This is a genomic window from Variovorax sp. V15, assembly GCF_041154425.1.
Classification (GTDB): domain Bacteria; phylum Pseudomonadota; class Gammaproteobacteria; order Burkholderiales; family Burkholderiaceae_C; genus Variovorax; species Variovorax guangxiensis.
The window spans coordinates 577715-597233 of sequence record NZ_AP028659.1; the positions used below are offsets into that span (position 1 = coordinate 577715).

At 68.5% G+C, this 19519-nt stretch carries 14 protein-coding genes; 7 read left to right on the top strand and 7 right to left on the bottom strand.

Annotated features, from left to right (window positions below; genetic code table 11):
- Positions 1-13: 13 nt before the first annotated feature.
- The 3 genes from ACAM57_RS02895 to ACAM57_RS02905 form a co-directional block, all read right to left on the bottom strand.
- Positions 14-3232, bottom strand: a complete 3219-nt coding sequence (locus ACAM57_RS02895) for a bifunctional cytochrome P450/NADPH--P450 reductase (RefSeq protein WP_369660648.1) — start codon at positions 3230-3232, stop codon at positions 14-16.
- 142 nt (positions 3233-3374) lie between these two features.
- Positions 3375-4631 (bottom strand): branched-chain amino acid ABC transporter substrate-binding protein, encoded by a 1257-nt coding sequence (locus tag ACAM57_RS02900; protein ID WP_184642051.1) that lies wholly within the window; start codon positions 4629-4631, stop codon positions 3375-3377.
- A gap of 27 nt (positions 4632-4658) precedes the next feature.
- Complete coding sequence (locus ACAM57_RS02905; RefSeq protein WP_184642050.1) at positions 4659-5354, bottom strand: TetR/AcrR family transcriptional regulator; 696 nt, start codon at positions 5352-5354, stop codon at positions 4659-4661.
- An 85-nt stretch (positions 5355-5439) separates the two neighbouring features.
- Here ACAM57_RS02905 and ACAM57_RS02910 point away from each other — a divergent pair, with 85 nt between their 5' ends.
- From ACAM57_RS02910 to ACAM57_RS02925, 4 genes are all read left to right on the top strand, one after another.
- Positions 5440-7053 (top strand): AMP-binding protein, encoded by a 1614-nt coding sequence (locus ACAM57_RS02910; RefSeq protein WP_369660649.1) that lies wholly within the window; start codon positions 5440-5442, stop codon positions 7051-7053.
- A gap of 13 nt (positions 7054-7066) precedes the next feature.
- Entirely contained in the window at positions 7067-10363 is a 3297-nt protein-coding gene (locus tag ACAM57_RS02915; protein WP_369662515.1) for a carboxyl transferase domain-containing protein, read from the top strand.
- Positions 10364-10428: 65 nt separating this feature from the next.
- Positions 10429-11748, top strand: a complete 1320-nt coding sequence (locus ACAM57_RS02920) for a GDSL-type esterase/lipase family protein (protein ID WP_369660650.1) — start codon at positions 10429-10431, stop codon at positions 11746-11748.
- A gap of 163 nt (positions 11749-11911) precedes the next feature.
- Complete coding sequence (locus ACAM57_RS02925) at positions 11912-12286, top strand: YXWGXW repeat-containing protein (protein ID WP_184642047.1); 375 nt, start codon at positions 11912-11914, stop codon at positions 12284-12286.
- A gap of 55 nt (positions 12287-12341) precedes the next feature.
- Here ACAM57_RS02925 and ACAM57_RS02930 read toward each other — a convergent pair whose 3' ends face one another.
- The 3 genes from ACAM57_RS02930 to purU all read right to left on the bottom strand — a co-directional run bounded on the left by ACAM57_RS02930 (position 12342) and on the right by purU (position 15281).
- Positions 12342-13637 (bottom strand): serine protease, encoded by a 1296-nt coding sequence (locus ACAM57_RS02930; protein WP_369660651.1) that lies wholly within the window; start codon positions 13635-13637, stop codon positions 12342-12344.
- A 10-nt stretch (positions 13638-13647) separates the two neighbouring features.
- Positions 13648-14343, bottom strand: coding sequence for a DUF2846 domain-containing protein (locus ACAM57_RS02935; protein ID WP_369662516.1), 696 nt, complete (start codon positions 14341-14343; stop codon positions 13648-13650).
- A 71-nt stretch (positions 14344-14414) separates the two neighbouring features.
- Positions 14415-15281 (bottom strand): formyltetrahydrofolate deformylase, encoded by an 867-nt coding sequence (purU, locus tag ACAM57_RS02940; protein ID WP_126025818.1) that lies wholly within the window; start codon positions 15279-15281, stop codon positions 14415-14417.
- 75 nt (positions 15282-15356) lie between these two features.
- On the opposite strand from purU, the gene ACAM57_RS02945 reads away from it, so the two are divergent.
- Positions 15357-16691 (top strand): aminotransferase class III-fold pyridoxal phosphate-dependent enzyme, encoded by a 1335-nt coding sequence (locus ACAM57_RS02945; protein WP_184642045.1) that lies wholly within the window; start codon positions 15357-15359, stop codon positions 16689-16691.
- 130 nt (positions 16692-16821) lie between these two features.
- Positions 16822-17403, top strand: a complete 582-nt coding sequence (locus ACAM57_RS02950; protein WP_369660652.1) for a methylated-DNA--[protein]-cysteine S-methyltransferase — start codon at positions 16822-16824, stop codon at positions 17401-17403.
- Between the two features lie 41 nt (positions 17404-17444).
- Here ACAM57_RS02950 and ACAM57_RS02955 read toward each other — a convergent pair whose 3' ends face one another.
- Positions 17445-18323, bottom strand: coding sequence for a ChaN family lipoprotein (locus ACAM57_RS02955; protein ID WP_369660653.1), 879 nt, complete (start codon positions 18321-18323; stop codon positions 17445-17447).
- A 78-nt stretch (positions 18324-18401) separates the two neighbouring features.
- On the opposite strand from ACAM57_RS02955, the gene ACAM57_RS02960 reads away from it, so the two are divergent.
- Positions 18402-19457 carry an AbrB family transcriptional regulator gene (locus ACAM57_RS02960; RefSeq protein ID WP_369660654.1) on the top strand — a complete coding sequence of 352 codons (1056 nt, stop codon included), beginning with the start codon at positions 18402-18404 and terminating at the stop codon, positions 19455-19457.
- Positions 19458-19519: the final 62 nt, after the last annotated feature.

The window sequence follows — 19519 nt, forward strand, 5'->3', positions numbered from 1 at the left end:
TTCCGCCGCCGCCTCAGTTCCCCGCCCACACGTCCAGCACGTAGCGCTGGTCCGCGATCATTTTGTCCATCCACGTGGTGCTGTCGTGCCCGTGCTCGCGCGCAAGGTCGCTCAGCGTGCGACGCACATCGGGCTCCATGCGCGAGCCGTCGCCGCACACGTAGACCACCGCGCCGGCCTCCAGCAGCTTCCACACGTGTGCGGCCTGCTCGCGGATCAGGTCCTGCACGTAGACCTTGCGCTCGCCGGCGCGCGAGAAGGCGGTGTGCAGCTTCATCAGGCCGCGATGCGCCCAGGCCTGCAGTTCATCGGCATAGATGAAGTCCTGCTCGGGATGGCGGCAGCCGAAGAAGAGCAGCGCCTCGCCGAGCGCGGTGCCCGCCTCGGCCTGCGCCGCGCGCTCCTGCAGGAAGCCGCGGAACGGGGCGAGCCCGGTGCCGGGGCCGATCATGATGAGCGGCCGGGTCGCGTCCTCCGGCAGCCTGAAGCCTTCGGCCGTGGTCTCGCGCACCACGCCGTGCACCGTGTCGCCGGCCTCGGTGCGCGCCAGGAAGTTGGAGCACACGCCCTCGAAGGTGCCGATGCCCGACTTGGCGGGCCCGCTCACCACGCCCACCGTCACGCTGCAGCGGCCCGGCGTCATCGCGGGTGAGGACGAGATCGAGTAGTAGCGCGGCGAGAGCGGCGACAGCATCTCCAGGAACACGGCAAACGGCACCTGGCAGGCACGGTGCTCTTCCAGCAGGTCGAGCAGCGACTTGCGCTTGTGCAGCACCTCGGCCTTGTAAGCGGCCTGCGAGGCCTCGTCGCTGCCCGAGAGGGCCTCCAGCCGGGGTTTCGTGAACGGGCATTCGGTGTACGCCGCCAGTGTGGCGATCTGCTTGCGCGTGGCCACGTCCTGCAGCTCGACATAGTCGCCCAGCAGGCGGTCTACCGCGATCACCTGCTCCACCGGCAGCGCCGCCTTGCGGCCCGTGGCCGCGTGCAACCGCACATGGGCCGTGCGGTCGAAGCCGAAGCGCGCCATCGCGCGTTCGACCTGCGCCGGGCTGTTGCGCGGCACCACGCTCAGGTGGTCGCCGGCGCGGTAGACGAGGCCCTCGGGCAGCATCAGCTCGACGTGGCGCGTGGAGCGGCCGGCCTCGCCGTTGCCACCGCTTTGCAGTTCGCGGTTCTCGATGACGCGCATCGCCACCGCGCCGAGCGCATCGACGATCGCGTTCTTCTGCGGCGGCGGCAGCTCTTCCAGCGTGTAGAGCGGCTCGCTCTGCGCGGGCATGTCGGCACCCGTCTTGATGCCGAAGGCCTTCGACAGCGCAGGCCAGAGTGCGTCGCTCCAGTCCTGGAAGGCGCCGTCCATGTCCTCGCGCGCATCGCCTTCGCCGCGCGAGTGGATGCGCGCGGCGCCCAGCGCCTCGAGCCGCTCGTCGATGCGGCGCGGCACGGCCTGGTAGGTGGAGGCCCAGTCGGTGTTGCCGCAACCGAAGACGCTGAACCGCACGCCGTTGAGCGAATCGTCGGCCTTGTCGAGCCAGCGGTGGAATTCCGCCGCGTTGTCGGGTGCGGCGCCGTTGTACGAGGCGCAGACGATGGCGACCGCGCCGTTGGCCGGCAGCCGTTCGGCGTAGTCGTCGAGCGAGGCCAGCTGCGTCGAAAAGCCGCGCATCTCGCCGGCCTCGGCGAGCTGTCGTGCCAGGTCTTCGGCGGTGCCGAGGTTGGAGCCCTGCAGCACCAGCAGCGAGGTGCCATGGCGCGCCGCTTGCGGCTTGCGCTCGGCCGCCTTGGCGGGCTGTACCGGCGCCGCGGCCGCGTCGCTCATGTTGCCGCGCGGGCGCGTGGCCGGGTCGCGCAGCAGCGCCTTGATCCTGAAGTTCTCGGGCTTGATCGTCAGCGCTTCCTTGATCTTCAGCTTGTAGCCCGTGTGGTCCACCAGGTTGAAGCGCTGCAGGATCATGCCCAGCGTGAGCACCGCCTCCTGCAGCGCGAACTGCCGCCCGATGCAGGCGCGCTGGCCGTTGCCGAAGGGCTTGAAGGCGTTGACCGGGCGCTCGCGCTCGGCCTCGCGGCTGAAGTGGTCGGGGTTGAACCGGTCGGCGTCCTCGCCCCAGATGCCCTTGTCACGATGCAGCGCCAGCGCATGCATGATGACCATGTTGTTCTTCTTGATCGTGTACTGGCCGCCGATCTTCGTTTCTTCCTTTGCGCGCATCGAGATCGCGGGCGCCGTGGGGTAGAGGCGCAGCGACTCCTTCAGCACCTGCATCACGTACTGCAGGCGGTTGACCTGCGCGTAGGTGGGCTTCTGCGTGGTGTCAGGGCCGAACACGCTGTCGACCTCGGCCTGCGCCTTGGCCATGGCGTCGGGATTGTTCAGCAGGAAGTAGATGGCGAAGGAGAGCAGGCCGCTGGTGGTCTCGTGCCCCGCGATGAGGAATTCGATGCACTCGTCGCGGATCATCTTGTCGGTGAGCTTCTCGCCGCTCTTCTTGTCCACGCCTGCGATCATGTAGCTCAGCAGGTCGGGCTTGGTGGCGATGTCGGCGCCGCTCGCGCGCCGCTCCTCGATGATGTCTTCCACCATCTTGTGCATGTAGCGGATGTCCTTGCGCTGCTGGGCGAGCTCCTTCTTCAGCATCAGCTCTTCCAGCGGCAGGCCGCGGCGGTTCTGCACCGTCTCCAGCGTGCGCACCATCGCGTCGACGAAGGGGTGGAAGCCTTCGCGGTAGAAGGAATTGAAGCGGTAGCCGAAGCCGCACAGGCCGATGGTGTCGAGCGTGAGCGCGGTCATGTCGCGCACCACGTCCACCTCTTCGTCGAAGTTCAGCCGCTCCCACTTGGTGACCAGCTGCCCGGCGATGTCCAGCATCATCGGGTGGTAGGCCTGCATCGCACGCTGGCTGAAGTTGGCCAGCAGGATGTTGTGCGGCTTCGACCAGGTCTCCTCGTGCGTGTCGGAGGTGAAGAGGCCGTGGGAGGCCGCGCGCAGCCGGCGCAGCGCGCCGCGCGTGCTCTTGTCGAAGCGCTCTTCCTCGCAGAGCTCGTCCACCAGCGCGGGCGAGGACACCACGATCACCGGCATACCCGGCATGTCCAGCCAGTAGATGCCGCCCAGGTCCTGCGCGATCTTCCACATGTCGAGCACGGGAGAGTCGGAGCCGATCGACAGCAGGTTGCCGACGAAGGGTTTCTTCGCCGGATGCGGGATCGGATGGAGCGAGTTTTTGCCTGCCATGGTCTTGTTGTGCCTTTGGAATGGACCCGCCTCTGATATCCGGGCTTCGAAGCCGGAGTATCCCGACGGCACAGGCGGCAGGCAGGACGGGGTTTCCCTTACAACCCCCGTCCTCTTCAGCAGTCGCGAAGAAAGTGCACGCTCAGGGCCTGACCATCTTGCACTCCGTGCCTTGCGCGAGCTCGTTGCCGGTATAGACCGCGTCGGTGCGGAAGCCGTAGTTGGTGCCTTCCCAGCCGGTCTTCACCGTCTTGCCGTCCACCGGCACGATGGTGTTGACCACCTGCGGCAGCAGCAGCTGGTGGTCTTCGGCGCGCATGCGCACGGGGCCCACCACCGAGTCGAAGTTCAGGTCTTCCAGGGCATGCGCGACCTTCACCGTGTCGGTGGAGCCGGCCTTGTTGATGGCCGCGGCCAGCAGGCGCGGCGTCATGTCGATACGGGGCGCGAGGAAGTCCTTGCCGGTCTTGGCCTTGTAGGCCTTGGCCAGCGCGTCCACCTTGGGCGTGTCGGCCTCGCCCGGGTGCCATTCGGCCACCCAGGTCAGCTGGCCCAGCCTGGCCTGCGACACGGCCGTGACCGTGCCCGGCACCGAGCCCGCGCTGTGGTTGAAGTAGCGCAGGTTGTAGCCGGCATCGCCCGCGGCCTTCAGCAGCAGCGTCATGTCCTGGCCCCAGTTGCCGGTGATGACCGAGTCGGCGCCGCTTTGCTTCACGTTGGCGATGTAGGGGGAGAAGTCCTTCACGCGGCCGATGGGGTGCAGCGTCTCGCCCACGAACTGGATGTCCGGCCGTGCCAGGCCCACCAGTTGGCGGCCGTAGCTCGCCCACTGCTTGCCGTGTGCGTAGTCCTGGTTCAGCAGGTAGACCTTCTTCACCTCGGGCGTCTTCTTGATGTAGTTGGCCAGCGCCTTCATCTTCATCGCGGTGTTGGCCTCGGTCTGGAAGTGCCAGAAGCTGCAGGCCTTGCCCGTCATCTCGGGATCGATGGAGGAGTGGTTCAGCACGATCAGCTCCTTGCCCGGGTTGCGCTGGTTCCAGCGCGCCACCGACTGCACCAGCGCCGTGACCACCGAGGAGCCCGAGCCGCCGGTCACGATGGCCTTCGCGCCTTGGTCGATCGCCGCCTGCAGCGCGCTCTGGCTTTCCTGGGCCGATAGCTTGCTGTCGAACTGCAGCAGCTGCAGCTTCGTGCCGCCGAGCACGCCGCCCTTCGCGTTGATGTCCTCGATGGCGTACTGCGTGTGCATCAGCATCAGCTCGCCCACGTTGGCGAAGGGCCCCGACAGCGGGTCGATGTAGGCGATCTTGTAGGTCGCCTGCTGGGCATGCGATGCGCCGGCCGCGGCCAGCAGGCAGGCAAGGGCGATCCGCGCCAGAGGCGCTTTCCTGAACTTCATGGTGCTTTGTCTCCGGAGGTGTTGTCTTCAGTTCTTCGTTCGCAGCCCGATCACGCGGCTGGCCAGCTTCGTGAGCTCGGCCACCACCTCGTCGGGCGAGAGGCGCCCGCCCGGGCGGTACCAGCTGTAGAGGAAGCCCGGCAGGCTGCAGGCCGCGAGCGCGGTGATCTTTGTCTCGGTGAAGTCGAGGTCGCCGTCGGCGCGCGCCTCTTCGAGCAGCGGGCACAGCCGCTCGTAGAAGTGATGCGCCAGCTTCTTCTGCGCGGCGATGTACTCGGGCCGGTACACCTGCGGCTCGCGGTAGGGAAAGAAGGCCACCGGGTGGTGCGAGATGGTTGCGCGGATCAGCCGCTCCAGGCCGTCGAGCACCTTCTCGCTTGCGCGGCGCGGATCGGTTGCGGCGAAGTCGAGCGCGGTGAAGCAGTCGACCGCGGGGCGCCACGACAGCGTCTCGAAGATCTCCTGCTTGTCGCGGAAGTAGTAGTACACGAAGGGCTTGGTCATGCCCAGCTCGCGCACGATTTGCGCCATGGTGGTGTTGGCGTAGCCCTGTGCCGCGAAGAGCTGCGCGGCCGCCTGCAGGATGCGCTCGCGCTGCGTGTCGGTGCCCTGCGTGGCCGCGCGCTGGCGGCCCGTGCCCTGGGGCAGGTGCGGCTGCGCCGTGACGCCGCTCTGGTCTGCGGAGCCAGAGGGTTTTTGCCGTGTCGCGGAAGTTATACCCATGGGTAGGATTGTTCGTGCACCATGCACCATTGGCAAGCGCCAGCCCCTTGCGGGCTGCTATCGATAACCCTGAGAAAGTGACGCCATGGAGACATTGCCCGATCGCCCGCAGCAGCCCCTGCACGAGTACCTGCGCACCCACGCGCGCGAGCGCGGCGACAGCCCCGCCTGCATCTGGTACGGCCACGCGACGAGCTGGAGCGCGCTCGACCGCGCCAGCGACGCCTTCGCCGCGCGGCTGCAGGCGCTGGGCGTGGAGAAGGGCGAGCCGGTGGTGCTCTTCCTCAACAACTGCCCGCAGTACCTGGTGGCGCACTTCGGCATCCAGAAGATCGGCGCCATCGTCTGCCCGAGCGGGCCGCTCAACAAGGAGCACGAGCTGGCCTACCAGGTCAACGACCTGAAGGCGCGCGTGATCGTCGCGGCCGCGCCGCTCCTGCCGGTGGTGCGCAAGGTGCAGCCCGAGAGCTCGCTCGAGCACGTGTTCGTGGTGCACTACGCCGACCTGCTGCCGGCCGATCCTGCGCTCGACCTTCCGGCCGAACTCGCCGCCGAACGCAAGGCGGAACGCAGCGTGCCCGAGGACTGCGAAGACTTCCTCGCCGTGATGCGCGCCGATGCGAAGCCGCAGCCCGCGGCCATCGGCATGGACGACGTCGCGCTCATGACCTACACATCCGGTACCACCGGCCTGCCCAAGGGCGCGATGCTGAGCTACGGCAACGCGCTCTTCAAGACGCGCGCTGCCGCCGACTGCAACGGCGTGGGGCCCGACGACGTGCTGCTCTCGATCGCGCCGCTGTATCACATCGCCGGCATGCTGATGGGCGTCAACGTGCCGGTGCTCACCGGCGCCGCCTCGGTGCTGCTGCACCGCTTCGATCCGCGCGCGGCGCTGCAGGCCATCGCCGCGTACAAGGTGAGCTGGTGGTACAGCATCGCGCCGATGAACGTGGCCTGCATGCAGGTGCCGGACATCGCGTCCTTCGACCTGTGCAGCCTGAAGATGAACCCGGTGACCAGCTTCGGCATCGCCTTCACCGAGCCGCTGGCGCTGCAGTGGCGCTCGCATGCGCCCAACTGCACGTCCTTCGAGGCCGCCTACGGCCTGAGCGAGACCCATACCTGCGACACCTACACGCCGCACCATGCGCCGCGCTGGGGCACGCAGGGCGTGCCGGTGCCGGGCGTGACGATCCGCATCGTCGATGCCGACACGCAGGCCGACTTGCCCGCGGGCGAGGTCGGCGAGATCGTGCTCACCAGCCCGGGCACCTTCAAGGGCTACTGGAACAAGCCCGAGGCCACCGCCGCCACGCTGCGCGACGGCTGGGTGCACACGGGCGACATGGGCAAGATCGACGCCGACGGCTACCTGACCTTCATCGGCCGCTTCAAGGAAATGATCAAGGTCTCGGGCTACAGCGTGTTCCCCGAGGAGGTCGAAACCATTCTCATCAAGCATCCGGCGGTGGCGCAGGCGGCCGTCGTCGCGCAGCCCGACGCCGAAAAGGGCGAGGTGGTGAAGGCCTTCATCGTGCGCAAGCCCGGTGCCGTGCTCGAAGCCGATGCGCTCATCGCCTGGGCGCGCGACAACATGGCGAGCTACAAGGCGCCGCGCGCGGTGAGCTTCATCGACGCGCTGCCCACCACCGGTGCGGGCAAGGTGCTGCGCCGCCTGCTCAAAGACAAAAGCTGAGAGGTTCCGTTTGCTGTTCTCCAAAGTTCTGATTGCCAACCGCGGCGAGATCGCGGTGCGCCTGGTGCGCGCGCTGCGCGACCTGGGCATCGCCAGCGTGGCGGTGCACGCGCGAGACGATGCCGCCGCGCTGCATGTGCAGCTGGCCGACACGGCGGTGGCGCTCGATGCCGCCGGCCCTTCCGCATACCTCGACGTCGCTGCGCTCATCGCCGTGGCGAAGGCGCAGGGCTGCGATGCGTTGCATCCCGGCTACGGCTTTCTCAGCGAGCGCGCCGATTTCGCGCAGGCCTGCGCGGATGCGGGCCTGGTCTTCATCGGGCCCACGCCGGAGCAGCTCGGCCTGTTCGGCGACAAGGCACGCGCGCGCGAACTCGCCACGCAATGCGACGTGCCGGTGATGCCGGGCAGCGCCGGCGCCGTGACGCTCGCGCAGGCGCAGGACTTCTTCGCCGAGCAACAGGCGCAGGGCGCGGGCGTCATGGTCAAGGCCATCGGCGGCGGTGGCGGGCGCGGCATGCGGGCCGTGCTCAATGCGCAGGAGCTGCCCGAGGCGCATGCGCGCTGCATGTCCGAAGCCAGGGCGGCCTTCGGCATCGAGGGCGTGTACGTCGAGCGGCTGATGTTGAACGCGCGGCACATCGAGGTGCAGGTGATCGGCGACGGCAAGGCCGTGGCCAGCCTCGGCGAGCGCGAATGCACGCTGCAGCGGCGCTTCCAGAAACTGGTGGAGATCGCGCCCAGCCCGTCGCTGCCCGAGGCGTTGCGCGCGCAGGTCACGCAGGCCGCGCTGCGCATGGCAAATGCGGTGAGCTACCGCGGGCTCGGCACCTTCGAGTTTTTGGTCGATGCGGCATCGGCGACGCTGCCCTTCGTGTTCATCGAGGCCAATCCGCGCCTGCAGGTCGAGCACACGGTGACCGAGGCGGTTACGGGGCTGGACCTGGTGCAGCTGCAGATCGCCGTTGCCGCCGGCCAGCCGCTTTCCGAGCTCGGCGTGGAGGCCGGCCGCACGGCGCCGCAGCGCGGCTTCGCTGTGCAGTGGCGCATCAACGCCGAGACGCTCGATGCGCAGGGCAACGCTCGGCCCTCGGGCGGCACGCTTGCGCGTTTCGACCTGCCGGCCGGCCCCGGCGTGCGCGTGGACACGCACGGCTATGCGGGCCTCGCGCCTTCGCCGCACTACGACACGCTGCTCGCCAAGCTCATCGTGCATTCGCCCTCGCCGCGCTTCGAAGACGCGCTGCGCCGCTCGCTGCGCGCGCTCGACGAGTGCCACATCGACGGCATCGCCACCAACCTCGCGCTGCTGCGCGCCATCGCGGCGCGGCCGGAGTTCGCGAAGCAGGCGGTGCACACGCGCTTCGTGGAGGCGCATCTGGGCGATCTGCTCGCCGCCGCGTCGACGCTGGAGAAGCAGGTGCGAAAGACGGTGGCTGCTCCGACCGGGCAGGCGGCCGTCGCTGCCGATGACGAGTCGGACGAACTCACGGTCAAAGCACCTATGCCCGCGCGCCTGGTGCAGTTCGAGGTCGAGGTGGGCGACGTGCTGCCGGTCGGCGCGCAGCTCGGCGTGCTCGAAGCCATGAAGATGGAGCACCTGCTGCACGCGCCGGTGGCCGGCCGCGTGGTGGCGCTGCTGGCCGCACCGGGCGACTATCTCGTCGAAGGGCAGTCGCTGGTGCAGCTCGAAGCCGTCGATGCGCAGGCCGTGCAGGCCGAGGCACGCGCCGAGCATGACCTCGACGCGATCCGCCCCGACCTGCGCAAGGTGATCGACCGCCATGCCTACACGCTCGACGCCAACCGCAAGGCGGCCGTCGACAAGCGCCACGCACAGGGCGGGCGCACCGCGCGAGAGAACATCGCGGACCTGTGCGACACGGCTTCGGACCCCGCCAACTTCATCGAATACGGCGCGCTCGCCATCGCCGCGCAGACGCGGCGGCGCACGCTGGAAGACCTCATCGCCAACACGCCTGCCGATGGCATGGTCACGGGGCTGGGCAGCGTCAACGCGAAGCAGTTCGGTCCCGAGGCCTCGCGCTGCGCGGTACTGGCCTACGACTACACCGTGCTGGCCGGCACGCAGGGCATGCGCAACCACCACAAGACCGACCGGCTGCTGGCTGTGGCGCACCAGCTGAAGCTGCCGGTGGTGTTGTTCGCGGAAGGCGGCGGCGGACGGCCGGGCGACACCGACATGCCGATCGTGGCCGGCCTCAACAACCACACCTTCAGCCAGTTCGCGGCGCTCTCGGGCAAGGTGCCGGTGGTGGGCATCGTGCATGGCCGCTGCTTCGCGGGCAATGCGGCGCTGCTGGGCTGCGCCGACGTGATCATCGCCACCAAGGGCAGCAACATCGGCATGAGCGGCCCCGCGATGATCGAGGGCGGTGGGCTCGGCACCTTCGCGCCGGAGCAGATCGGGCCGAGCGGCGTGCAGTCGCGCAACGGCGTGATCGACATCCTGGTGGAAGACGAGGCCGCGGCCGTGGCCGCCGCGAAGCAGTACCTCTCGTACTTCCAGGGCGCGACCACCGACTGGCAGTGCGCCGACCCGCGCACGCTGCGCCACGTGGTGCCCGAGAACCGCCTGCGCGTGTACGACGTGCGCGCCGCGATGCGCGGCGTGGCCGACACCGGCTCGCTGCTCGAGCTGCGCGCGGGCTTCGGCGCGGGCATCGTCACCGCGCTCGCGCGCATCGAGGGCAGGCCGGTCGGGCTGATGGCCAACAACCCGCATCACCTGGGCGGCGCCATCGACGTGGAGGCGGCCGACAAGTCCGCGCGCTTCATGCAGCTGTGCAATGCGCACGGCCTTCCAATTGTTTCGTTGTGCGACACGCCCGGCTTCATGGTCGGGCCCGAGATCGAGGCGCAGGCGCAGGTTCGGCACGTGTGCCGCATGTTCATGGTGGCCTCGCATCTGCGCGTGCCCTTCTTCGCCGTGGTGCTGCGCAAGGGCTATGGCCTGGGCGCGCAGGCGATGACGGCCGGCGGCTTCGATGCGCCTGTTTTCACGGTGGCCTGGCCCACGGGCGAATTCGGCGCGATGGGGCTGGAAGGTGCCGTGCGGCTGGGCTTTCGCAAGGAACTGGCCGCCGCGCCCGAAGGCGCCGAGCGCGATGCGCTGTTCAAAAAGCTGGTGGCGCAGCAGTACGAGAACGGCGAGGCCATCCACATGGCACAGACGCTGGAAATCGACGCAGTGATCGACCCGGCCGACACGCGCACCTGGTTGGTGCGTGGGCTGTCTTCCGCGACGAAGGCGCAAGGAGCGGCCGTCGCTTACGTAGACACCTGGTAACCGGGCTTTAGACCTCGTCACGTTCGGGGGATCGGTGGCTCCGTACACTGATTCGCTTTGCGTGCATGAACCTGCTTTCCCGATGGGCGGCCCGCCTTCGCGACGTGGCCGTCGCACACTGGGTGGCTGCCTCCTTCCTTGCCCTGCTGGCCGTCGGCGTGCATGCCGTCACGCCCGACGGGCGTCCGCGCCAGCCTGCCGAGGCGCACTGGGTCGCGAGCTGGGCCGTTGCGCCCGTCGACTTCGCCGAGATGGCCGCCAGCCCCGGCGGCGGCAGCTACTCGTCGCCCGCGGGCAATGACCTGCGCGGGCAGACGCTTCGCCAGAAGGTGGAGCTGTCGCTCGACGGAGAGCGCATCCGCATCCGTTTTTCCAATCGTTTCGGCAAGACGCCGCTGCGCATCGCCGCGGCGAGCGTTGCGCGCGGCACCGGTGCCGAGGCGTTCTCGCCGACAACGCTGCGCGTGCTTCATTTCGGCGGCCGCAGCAGCCTCACCATCGCCCCGGGCGCGGAGGCCTGGAGCGACGGCATCGACCTGCCGGTGCAGGCGGGCCAGACCGTGATGGTGAGCGCCTTCTTCGATCGCGCCACGCCCTTCGCCACGGTGTCGATGGTGGAGTCGGGCACGACGTGGGTGACGGCCGGCAACGCGGTGATGACACCGAAGCTCAGGAGCCCGGCGACGCTGGTACTCAACCAGATCGTGACGGGGCTCGACGTACTCACCACCAAGTCCGTTCGCACCGTCGTGGCATTCGGCGATTCGATCACGGCGGGCACCACGGAGGCCACCACCGGCGCCTACCCCGACATGCTGGCCACGCGCCTGCGCGATACCCAGCCTGGCGGACAGGACGTCGCCGTGCTCAACCTGGGCATCGGAGGCAACCGCCTGCTGGCCGATGGCATCGGACCCAGCGGCCTTTCGCGCTTCGAGCTCGACGTGCTGAAGCAGAGCAGCGCGACGCACGCGATCATCCTGCTGGGCACCAACGACATCGGCCGCGCGATGTTCGCCAAGGTGCCGGGCGCTGAACTGAAGCCGCGCGACATGCCTACGGCCGAGCGCATCACCGAGGGGCTGCAGCAGCTCGTGAAGCAGGCGCGCGCCAAGGGCGTGAAGGTGCTGATAGGCACCGTGCCGCCGTTCAGGAACACGCCTTACTGGAGCGAATCGAACGAGGCCATGCGCGAGGCAGTGAACCGCTGGATCCGCGGCAAGCAGGACATCGACGGCGTGATCGACTTCGACGCCGCGCTGCGCGACCCGGCCGACCCGCAGGCGCTGAACCCGCTGTTCGATTCGGGCGACCACCTGCACCCCAACAAGGCCGGCCATGCGGCGATGGCGGCGGCCATCGACCTGCGCGAACTGCAGGAATGAGCCTTTTTCGGGCTTTCTGCGCGTGTGAGTGAGCGCTAGCAAGAGCCAAAAAGACCCCAAAGGCGCGTCACAGCTTTACACAAGACTTCGTGCACGGCTTACAGGAGGTTCACAAGGGCTGGGCAGCATGAAGGCTCCTCCAACAACTCATGAGGAGTTCTTCATGAAAAAACTTGCATTGGCTCTTTCTGTCGGCGCTGCATCGCTTCTGTCGGTGGGCGCACTGACCGTTCCGACGGCCGTGCAGGCGCAGCCTGTGATCACCATCCAGACGCCGCCTCCGCCGCCGCGCTATGAGCGCGTTCCCCCGCCGCGCCGCGGCTACGTGTGGGCGCCGGGACATTACGAGTGGCGTGGTGGCCGCCACGTGTGGATCGGCGGCGGCTGGGTCCGCGCCCGCCCGGGCTACGCCTACCGTCCGCCGGAGTGGCGCCAGGACGGCGGCCGCTGGGTCTACGACAGGGGCCGCTGGGACCGTGACGGCGACGGCGTGCCGAATCGCTATGACCGTCGGCCGAACAATCCGAATCGCAACTGATGCGACCGGTTGAGCAGGGCTGCCGCAATGCAGCAGCCCTGCTCGAGGGAACCCTCTAGCGGATGCTGACCAGCTCGAGGGTTTCGCGTACCTGAAAGGCGGCCGCGCCCGCGCCGCCGCGCGTCTCGGCCTCGAAACGCACCACGCGCCCCAGTTCCTGCGAGTACCAGACGTTCGCGACATAGCGGCCGTACTGGTTTCCGAACACCGAGCCCGCGTTGGGGAAACGCTGCGTGTACCCCCGGTACTCGATGCGCACGACCTTGAATTCCCTTCCGCCGATCGTCAGCGCGGTGTCTTCCATCACCGCCGCGTTCAGGTCCATGTTTGAGCGCGAGCCGCCCAGCGTGGAACTGTAGCGGGCCCTCCAGGCAGCTTCTTCCTTGAGCTTTTCCTTGGTCCAGCCACCTGGCGGCATGACCGAATCGAATTCGCCCGCAATGGCCGAAGTGACGCTGACGACTTCGCCGTTCGGCTTCTCGACCCATCCGCCGTTGTTGAAGCTGATCTGCTCGTCCGTCGAGGGGTCGATCCTGTAGACCACCTTGCGGTAGGTGTTGGTGAGACGGTCGTGCAACTGGTATTCGATGACGCTGGGCCGACCCGCCCCCAGGCTTGCCGGACCGCCAGTGCCGGTTGCGGCGGCGCCGCTGGCCGCACTGGAGACAGGCAGCGAAGCAAGCCTCTCGATCGCCCGCCCTCCGCGTTCGGGCAACTGCGCGATCCACGATGCCGGCATCGCGAGGTTCGCGGTCGGCGCACTCGCGGCCGATGCGGGAAGCAGGCCCACGAGCCGGCCCTGCGCATCGAACACTCCGGCACCGCCGAGTCCTACTTCCGCAGCGCCAGCCAGCTGCAGCGCTTCGAGTTCGCCCGCGGCGCTGCGGCGGATGCCCCCTAGCATGCCCACACCCAGCGTCAGTTCCCTGCCGCGCGGTGCACCGATCACGTAGAGCGGCATGCCGACCTGCAATGCGTTGGCTGGGGCCACTTCGGCGACCGAAGCGGGCAGGTTCGAGATGCGCAACTGGCACAGATCGCGCTCCACGTCCGGCAGGGCCAGCGCCGCGCCGTAGCTCACGTTGTCGCGCTTCAGCGTCACGGTACTGGCCTTCGCGAGCAACTGACAGCTGGTCACGGCGGTGCCCGCGGCGGTGGAGACTGCGCTGCCGGTGGCGAGCACCTTGCCTTGTGCGTCGCTGGCCTGCACCACCCAGACGCTGGGCGAGACGCGTGCAAAGAGCGCGTCCGGCGCGAGTGCGGTGGTGTTGCGCGCCTCCTGCGCGGAGGCCGTCAGCACGGGCAGTGCGATGGCGAGCGCTGCAAGCGCCGGGAAAGACAGGTATTTCATCGCACGCGTATCAGCGGTTGGCCTGCAGGAGCAAGCGCAGATCGTTCAGGGAAGTCCTGGCAAAAGGAGTGGCTTCGGGCGCTGTCGGAGCTGGGGCGCGAGCGGCGGGCGTTGGTGCGGCCACTGCTGTCGTCGGCGACTGGGCGGGTGCGAGAGATGCTACAGCCACTGTTGCTGCGGGAGGCACGGGCTTGCTCACTGCCGCGGGGGCGGAGGGCGCCGAGGCTGTCGTATTGCCTGCGGAAGCCTTGGCCGTCCGGGCGGAAGCAAAGGCGTCGTCATAGGCCAGCGACTGAAGTTCCTTCCGGCCCTCGGCCTCGGAAACACGTTGGAACTCCGGTCGTCCGACGAGCAGGCCCATGCTGATGCTCATCAAGACATAGGCTGTCTGCTTCGGCCGCAGCACGACGTCGATCGTGCCTTCAGCCTCGGTCCGGGCAGTGGCCCGATAGGTACCGGCCGGCCGGTCGATGTAGAAGAAGCTGTTGGGTCGCGACGTGCCCACCACCTGGCCGTTGACCGCGACATCGGGCTGGATTGCCGCCCCCAGGATGGAGTTGCGATAAAAATAGATTCGCCCTTCGTTCTCGCCCAGCGACGGCATGCTGCCCGCCATCTCCGAGAACCGGGGGCCGCTGGCCGAGCACCCGAACAGGCCGGCCGCAAGCACGGCCAGCAACACCCCGCCAATCCAACGTCGCAACATCACGCCTTCTCCTCTTTTTCTGGCGCGAGATGCTACACCCGCCTTCCGGCGGGCCTTGGCTTCAGTCCAAGTTAGCGGAACACCACCGTCCGGTGCCCGTTCAGCAGCACCCGGTGCTCGCTGTGCCACTTCACCGCGCGCGCCAGCACCTGGCTTTCGGTGTCGCGGCCGCGGGCCGTGAGGTCTTCCACCGTATCGGTGTGGTCGGCGCGGGCCACGTCCTGCTCGATGATCGGGCCTTCGTCGAGGTCGGCCGTCACATAGTGGGCGGTGGCGCCGATCAGCTTCACGCCGCGGTCGTGGGCCTGGTAGTAGGGCTTGGCGCCCTTGAAGCTCGGCAGGAACGAGTGGTGGATGTTGATGGCGCGGCCCGAGAGGCTGCGGCAGAGGTTGTCGCTCAGGATCTGCATGTAGCGCGCGAGCACCACGAGTTCGGCGCCCTCGGCTTCGATGATCTCCAGCTGCTTTGCCTCGGCCTGCGCCTTGGTCGCGGCCGTCACCGGGATGTGGTGGAAAGGCACGTTGTAGCTGGCGGCCAGCTGGTAGAAGTCGCGGTGGTTCGAGATGATGGCGCGCACGTCGATGGCGAGCAGGCCGCTCTTCCAGCGGAACAGCAGGTCGTTGAGGCAGTGGCCTTCCTTGCTGACCATGATGACCGTCTTCATCGGCTCGGCGGCCGCGTGCAGCTGCAGCGTCATGCCGAAGCCGGTGGCGAAGGCCTTGAGTTCCTCGCGCAGCACGGCCTCGCTGTGGGCGCCGCAGGCGAAGCGCACGCGCATGAAGAAAAGACCCGTGTCGTGGTCGTTGTACTGGGCCGCCTCCTCGATGTTGGCGCCGTGCTCGAGCAGGAAGCCCGAAACGGCGTGCACGATGCCCGTCCGGTCGGGGCAGTAGAGGTTCAGGATGTAGGCGGGCGAGGTGGGCGTAGAGGTCGTCATCAGGGGCGTAATTGTGGCAGGGGTGCCAGAATCGCGATTTTCCCCTCCCAGATAACCCAACCGCAGGAGCGAGACATGGCCTACCAGGACTTCAACATGGACAACCAGTGGTTGCCCTTCACCCCCAACCGTCATTTCCGCAAGGACCCGCGGGTGTTCGTGGCGGCCGACGGCATGGAGTTCACCACCCACGACGGCCGCAAGGTGATCGACGGCATCTCGTCGCTGTGGTGCGTGGGCGCGGGCCACAACCGCAAGCCGATCAACGAGGCGATCAAGCAGCAGCTCGACACGCTGGACTACGCCACCGCCTTCCAGGTGAGCAACGACCGCGCCTTCAAGGCGGCCGAGATGATCGCCTCGCTGGCCCCGGGCGACCTGAACAAGGTGCTCTTCTGCAATTCGGGCTCGGAAGCCGCCGACACCTCGATGAAGGTGGCGCTGGCCTACCACCGCGCGCGCGGCGAGGGCCACCGCAATGTGTTCATCGGCCGCGAGAAGGGCTACCACGGCGTGGGCTTCGGCGGCATGTCTGTGGGCGGCATTCCGGGCAACCGCAAGGTGTTCGGCTCGGCGTTCCTGCCGCGCGTGGACCACATGCGCTTCATCCACGATCCGGTGAACCACGCCTACATCCACAACGAAGAGCCGGTGTGGGCCGAAGACCCGCTGGTCGAGCTCGAGACGCGCATCCTGCCGCTGCACGACCCGAGCAACGTGGCCGCGATCATCGTGGAGCCGGTGGCCGGCTCGGCCGGCTGGTACCTGCCGCCCAAGGGCTATCTCAAGCGCCTGCGCGAGATCTGCGACAAGCACGGCATCCTGCTGATCTTCGACGAGGTCATCACCGGCTTCGGCCGCATGGGCACCAACTTCGCGTCCGACTACTTCGGCGTGGTGCCCGACATGCTGAACTTCGCCAAGTGCGTGACCAACGGCGTCATCCCGCTGGGCGGCGTGATCTGCCGCGACAAGCTCTACGACGCGATGATGAAGACCGACGCGCCCGAGCACGTGGTCGAGTTCTTCCACGGCTACACCTACTCGGGCCACCCGGTGGCCTGCGCAGCTGCCATCGCCACGCTCGATCTGTTCAGGCAGGAGAACCTCTTCACGCGCGCCGGCGAAATGGGCAAGGTGCTGGGCGACGCCTTCCACAGCACCTTGAAGGGCCTGCCCAACGTCATCAGCATCCGCAGCCTCGGCCTCGCCGCTGCGGTGGAGCTCGCGCCCATCGCGGGCACGCCGGGCAAGCGCGCCTACGAGATCTTCCTCGACTGCTTCCACAAGGGCGCGCTGGTGCGGCCCGCGGGCGACGTGTTGGTGATCGCGCCGCCGTACATCGTGGAGAAGTCGCACATCGACACGCTGGTGAACACGCTGGCCGATTCGATCAAGGCGCACGCCTGAACAAGCGCTGAAAGGACATGCGGCGGCAGCCGCAGATCGATGTCCGGATACGGCGAGTAAAGGCGGTGGGGAACGCGCAGCATGTGAATGTTCGCGGCCCCGCCGCCTTCTCTTTTCCGAGGACACGATCATGCTGAAGCTGCAATTGAGCCGCATCGAGTCGCCGTTGGGCGGGCTCCTTCTCGTCGTCGATGACGCCGGCGCGATCCATGCGCTGGACTACGCGGACCATGGCGCCCGCCTGCATCGTCTTCTGCGCCAGTTGCACGAAGGCGAGTTCGAACTGGCTGAAGGAAGCGCTGCACCGCATGCGGTGGCCGATGCATTGCGCCGCTACTTCGACGGCGATCTCGCCGCCATCGAAGCGCTTCCCGTAGCCACGCTGGGCGACTCGCTTCAGCGCAAGGTGTGGGCCGCGCTGCGCCGCATTCCGGCAGGCCGCACCACCAGCTACGGCGAACTCGCGAAGCAGCTGGGCTTCGACGATCCGCGCGCGGCCATCGACGTCGGCGCGGCCAACGGATCGAATCCCGTCAGCATCGTCGTGCCTTGCCACCGCGTGATCGGCAGGAACGGCGAGCTCAAGGGCTACGCGGGCGGAGTCTTCCGCAAGCGGCGCCTGCTGGAGCATGAAGGTGCGCTGCCCGGCGCCGGAGAATGCAGGCCCGCAATCGCAACGGCGGTGCAGGAGACGATGCAGCTCGCGTTCTGAACGGGGGACCGGCCGCGCGGCGCGCCTCTGCCTCGCCTCGTTCAGGTCCTGGGCTGCGGCCGGGCCTGGCGCTTGAACTCGGCGCAGTAGTCCTTCTCGGGCAGCGGCGGCGTGCGCCAGATGCGGTCGTAGTCGCCGGTCTCGGGGCCAGCCGCCGAAGCCGGCGCCGCCAGCAGCCGCACGGTGGCGATCTTCACGTCGTCGGGCAGGTGCTGCGGTACGCCGAGCGCGCGCACCACGTGGCCGGCGCCGGCGATGAGCAGCACCGTCTGGCCCGGCTTCCTCGCCTTGACGATGGCCTGCGCCATCGCGCGGTCGCGGCCCACCTGGATGCGGGTCATGGGAACGATCTGCGATTCGGGAAGCATCCGGCAATGGCCGTCGCGCACGGCGTCCTGCTGGGCGGTGAAGGCCTCGCCGTTGAGCTGCACGTCGAGCGAGACGTCGGCCATCGCGTTCTTCATGCGCGAGCGCGGCAGGTTGGCGCCGACCACCGGCACGCCGGCGCGCACGGCGGCCATCACGGCGGGGCCGTAGCTGGCCCAGGGCCAGGCCTTGTCGCTCCAGTCGAGCGCGGCCTGCACCTGCGCTTCGGTGGCGGTGGACGCGAGCTGCGCGGTGCTGCGGCCTTCCTCGGCCATCTCCAGCGCCAGCGCGGCGAGGTGGCCGCGCGCGGCCAGCGCCTCGACGGTCTCGCGCTCGATGACGTGGTGCTCGCTCGCGTCGTGCTGCTCGCCGAGCAGCAGGGCATCGACCGGCTGCAGTGCCGCGACGCGGCGCGCGACGGGGGCGTCGGGCGCATCGGCACCCGAGGCGGAAAGGCTGGAAAGCGCCGAGCAGCCCGCGAGCGCGGCCGCGGCGAAGAGGGGGAGCAGCAGCGGCAGCCAGGAAGCCCGAGCGGGCCGGTGAGGAAGAAGCATCGCGCCATACTATGCCCCCGGCGCGCGCCCGCGGTGCCGTCCGCCGCCGCTTTTCCCTGTCGTCCCTTCTTCCGGTCCGTGTCTTCCCGATATCCCGTTCGCGTGCTGGCCACGCTGCTGCTGGCGCTCGCTGCCGCGGGCGCGTGCCTGGCGCTGCGCACGCCGCTGCCCTGGATGATCGGCCCGCTGCTCGCGGTGTCGCTGGCCTCGATTGCCGGCGCACCCACCGCGAGCTACACGCCGCTGCGCAACGCGGGGCAGTGGACCATCGGCACCGCGCTGGGGCTGTACTTCACGCCGCACGTGGTGGCGCTGGTGGCCAGCGTCTGGTGGGCGATCGTGCTGGCGATCGCGTGGGCGCTGCTGCTGGGCATGGGATTCGGGCGCTGGCTCCACGCGATGCATGCGTCGCGCATGCCGCAGGTGCCGGCGAAATCCATGAGAGCCACGACTTACTTCTCCGGCGCCATCGGCGGTGCCTCGGAGATGACGCTGATGGCCGAGTCGGCCGGCGCGCGCACCGACCTCGTGGCCGCGGCGCACAGCCTGCGGCTGGTGGTGGTGACGGTGACCATCCCGTTCGCGATGCAGTGGAGCGGCCTGCACGGGCTGGAGATCAACCCGCCCGGCGTGCGCGAAGTGAGCCCCGGCGGCCTCGCGTTGCTGGCGGTGGCGACCGGCATCGGCGCGCTCGCGATGCGCGCGCTGAAGCGCACCAACCCGTGGTTCATCGGGCCGCTGCTGGTGGCGATGGGTTTCACCATCGCGGGCCAGTCGCTGTCGGCCGTGCCCACGTGGATGTCGAACGCGGCGCAACTGGTGATCGCGGTGAGCCTGGGCGTGCGCTTCAGCCGCGAGTTCCTGCACACAGCGCCGCGCTGGCTGGGCTCGGTGGTTCTGGGCACTTTCGGCATGCTGGTGCTCTGCGGTGGCGTGGCATGGCTGCTGGCGTGGGCGACGGGGCTGCACCCGGCCACGATGATCCTGGGCACCTCGCCGGGTGGCATCGCCGAGATGTCGATCACCGCCAAGGTGCTGCAGCTGGGCGTGCCGGTGGTCACGGCCTTTCAGGTCTGCCGGCTGGTGGCGGTGCTGCTGATCGTGGGGCCGATGTTCCGGTGGATCTACCGCTGAGGGCGCTGCGAGCGAGCGGCAAGGAATGAAAAAAGCGCCCCGAGGGGCGCTTTTTGGTGATT